Source organism: Empedobacter sp. UBA7252, assembly GCF_002472765.1.
Lineage (GTDB): Bacteria > Bacteroidota > Bacteroidia > Flavobacteriales > Weeksellaceae > Empedobacter > Empedobacter falsenii_B.
The window spans coordinates 1-3,923 of sequence record NZ_DKSQ01000028.1; the positions used below are offsets into that span (position 1 = coordinate 1).

The following is a 3,923-nucleotide window of genomic DNA, read 5'->3' on the forward strand; positions in this document are numbered from 1 at the left end:
TGATTTGTAATATCAGAATCTTCTACTCCATATTCGGTTTGCTCCATCAACGGAACATCACGGAAATTCTTTTGATTCTTTCCTTTTTTTCCAATCAAACTTTCGATTGAAACTGGTTGATAACTCAAATATGTTTCTGACAACACTTCCATATTGTGACGCATATCTGGATTAATCAAATAATGTGCAATCATCGTATCAAAATTTTGACCTAAAACAACAATGTCATATTTGTTTAAAACTTTAATATCATATTTTAGATTTTGACCAATTTTCGAAATTGATTCATCTTCAAAAAATGGTTTAAATTCATTGATAATTGCTTTTGTTTCTTCAAAATCAGTAGAAAAAGGTATATAATATCCTTTTCCTTTTTCCCAAGAAAACGAAATTCCGACTAATTCTGCTTCCAATGCATCCTGTGAAGTCGTTTCTGTATCGAATGTCACTTCTTTTTGTTTCAGAATATTTCGCAACAAAATCTCACGACCTTTTTTTGTATCGATCAATTGATACAAATGATTGGTTGTTGAAATATCTGTAAAAGCTGAATTTTGTGGAACGATTTCTTCATCAGACGTAAAATCGAACAATGATTGTTGAGCCATTTGCACTTGATTCGAAGAAATCTGACTTGCCGCAGAAATTTCTTCTTGCGCTTCTTTGATAATTCCCGAAACATCCAAACCATAAATTCTGTAAACCGTTTCTAACATACGACGGAATTCTAACTCCGTGAAAAGTTCAGTAACTTTTTCTATATCTGGCGGGCAAACCGTTAAATCTTCTTCATCAAATTCTACAGGAACATCTGTAATAATCGTTGCTAATTTCTTCGAAAGAATTCCAAGCTCTTTATTCTCTTCAATCTTTTCTTTAGCTTTCCCTTTCAGCTTATCTGTATTCGCTAAAAGGTTTTCCAATGATCCAAATTCTTTCAAATATTTACTTGCCGTTTTTGCTCCAACACCTGGTAAACCTGGAATATTATCCACAGCATCACCCATCATTCCAAGGTAATCGATAACTTGAATTGGATCGTCGATTTCAAATTTTTCTTTTACTTCTTCAATTCCCCAAATCTCAACACCTTTTCCATTTGCAGCAGGACGATACATTTTAATTTTTTCCGTTACCAATTGCGCAAAATCCTTATCGGGTGTCACCATATAAGTTGTATAACCAGCTTTCTCTGCTTTCTGTGCTAATGTTCCGATCACATCATCTGCTTCGTAACCTTCGGCGAAAAGTACTGGAATTTTTAACGCTCGTAAAATATCTTGAATATACGGAACGCCTTGACGAATGGCTTCTGGCGTTTCATCACGATTTGCTTTATATTCAGGATAATCTACCGTACGAACTGTTGCTTGACCAACATCAAAAACAACCGCCAAATGCGTTGGTTGTTCACGTCGAATGACATCGAACAAGGAATTCGTAAATCCCATAATTGCCGATGTATTGAAACCTTTTGAGTTGATTCGTGGATTTTTGATAAATGCATAATACCCTCTAAAAATTAAGGCATAAGCATCTAACAAAAAAAGTCTTTTATCTAATTGATTCATTTAATAAGTTTTAAGTATTACGCCAAACGTTTTACGCTAAACGATAATAACAAAATTGTAACGTAGAACTTATAACGTACCACGTAAAACTAAAATTTAATATTCTGGTGCTAATTCAACAACTAATCCATCCATTTCATTCGAAAGATGTAACTGACAACCTAAACGTGAATTATCTTTCACATTAAATGCCTCTGCTAACATTGCATCTTCATCAGGCGTCATTTCTGGTAATTGAATTTCTGGTGTTAAGACATAACATTGACAAGAAGCACACATCGCCATTCCACCACAAATACCAATGGTTCCTTCTGGTGCTAATTCGTAGGCGCGCACAAGCTCCATGATATTCATATTCATATCAGTAGGCGCGTCAACTTCGTGCGAAACACCTTCTCTATCTATAATTGTAATTTTAATATCTGCCATAATACTTTTTCAAGTTAAACAAAAATACGGATTGTTTACTTTCAAAAAAAGAATATACCTCATTGGTTCATATTTAATACTAATTTTAAATAAGAACTGTTACGAATTACGAATTTTGTCGACTAATTAGTAAAATTAAAAAAATGAATTCACACGAAATAGATTATAAAATTTACGGTGAAGAAATGCAATTTGTCGAAATTGAATTAGATCCACAAGAAACTGTTGTAGCAGAAGCAGGTAGTTTTATGATGATGGATGATGGTGTAAAAATGGAAACAATTTTTGGCGATGGTTCTCAACAAAGTGGTGGAATTTTCGGAAAATTATTAAATGCCGGAAAACGAATGTTAACAGGTGAAGGTTTGTTTATGACTTCGTACACAAATTACGGACAAGGAAAAAAGAAAGCGTCTTTTGCTGCACCATATCCAGGAAAAATTGTTCCGATAGATTTACCAGAAGTGAACGGAAAATTTATTTGCCAGAAAGATGCTTTTCTTTGTGCTGCAAAAGGAGTTTCGGTTGGAATTGAATTTAATCGAAAATTAGGAACTGGACTTTTTGGAGGAGAAGGTTTCATTATGCAAAAATTAGAAGGCGACGGAATGGCTTTCATTCATGCTGGTGGAACATTACATCGTCGTGTTTTACAAGCTGGCGAAGTTCTGAAAGTTGATACAGGTTGCATTGTTGGTTTCGAACAATCTGTTCATTACGATATCGAATTTATAGGCGGAATTAAAAATACATTTTTCGGAGGAGAAGGTGTTTTCTTTGCTACATTAAGAGGTCCTGGTGTTGTATATATACAATCTTTACCTTTTAGCCGATTGGCTGATCGTATTATTGCACATGCACCTTCTGCAGGCGGTTCTTCACAAGGTGAAGGTTCTATTTTAGGAGGTTTAGGAAGATTAATTGATGGTGATTAAAATTTAATTTTATAAAGAAGGGTTTCAAATTGAAACTCTTTTTTTTGAGCTGTACGTAAAACCGTAATTTATTTCAATTGATTTTTCTTATTTTTAATAAAAATTTTATCATTTGAAAAAACTTCTATTAACCGTTATTTTTTGTTCAGGATTTACGTTTGGACAAAATATTTTATCTTTTAGTAATGATCAATATAGCGGGATTAACGGTAGTGTTTTTTCTCCGACAACTTCATATTTTAACCCGAATAAATGGGATATTAATATTATTTCTGAGGATATTTTATTCAGAAATGATTACGCTTACGTATCCGATCAAAACGTATTAGGTTTAATAAAAGGTGAAACAAAATCAGCAAATATAAAAGCTGGAATAAGAGGAGAAACGCATTCTAATATTTTAGATTTCGCAACTAGAAATACGATTTCTTATCATTTGGAAAATGATTTTCTGGGACCTTCCGTTTCTTTTAAAAAGAAAATTAATAATCAAACTTATCGTCTTGGAATTTTCACCCGACTTCGTACACAAGGTTCTATTAAAGATTTAGATAATTATTTTCGTTTTAGTAATCAGAATGAAATAGAACCAAAAAATTATGAGTTTGAACCTACAAAGACAAATGCAATGAATTGGGCTGAATTAGGCTTAAATGTTGCGACAAATTTGTATACAACTAATACTTCTGAAGTTATTATTGGGGCAAATATTAAATATCTTTTGGGTTTAGATGGCGCGTATATCAAAAGTAAAAACGCGATAAAATTAGAAGCTGAACCAACTATAACAAGTACAATCGACAATCCTGATGCAAATATTTATGCGTCAAATTATGATATAAAAGCAGGATATTCTACCAATTATGATTTTGATCGAGATAAATATGTTTTACGAAATAGAGGAAATGGAGTTGGAATAGATTTAGGAATTTCTTTTGTGAACAGAAGAGCGAATGATGAATTATATGATTTCAAATTTTCGGCAAAT

The 3,923-nt window shown here is 32.8% G+C and carries 4 protein-coding genes; 2 read left to right on the top strand and 2 right to left on the bottom strand.

Annotation, left to right across the window (positions count from 1 at the left end; genetic code table 11):
* Both B2X73_RS04185 and B2X73_RS04190 read right to left on the bottom strand, forming a co-directional pair.
* A partial coding sequence (locus B2X73_RS04185) for a 5'-3' exonuclease H3TH domain-containing protein (protein WP_291095806.1) occupies nt 1-1,571 on the bottom strand: 1,571 nt, incomplete at its 3' end.
* Between the two features lie 96 nt (nt 1,572-1,667).
* The gene (locus B2X73_RS04190) at nt 1,668-2,000 is read right to left on the bottom strand and encodes a 2Fe-2S iron-sulfur cluster-binding protein (protein ID WP_286495515.1); all 333 of its coding nucleotides are present in this window, start codon (nt 1,998-2,000) and stop codon (nt 1,668-1,670) included.
* Nucleotides 2,001-2,143: 143 nt separating this feature from the next.
* Between B2X73_RS04190 and B2X73_RS04195 the strand changes: the two genes are divergently transcribed.
* Complete coding sequence (locus tag B2X73_RS04195) at nt 2,144-2,935, top strand: TIGR00266 family protein (protein WP_286495514.1); 792 nt, start codon at nt 2,144-2,146, stop codon at nt 2,933-2,935.
* A 112-nt stretch (nt 2,936-3,047) separates the two neighbouring features.
* Nucleotides 3,048-3,923: DUF5723 family protein (locus B2X73_RS04200; protein ID WP_291095808.1), on the top strand; the 876-nt coding region annotated here is incomplete at its 3' end.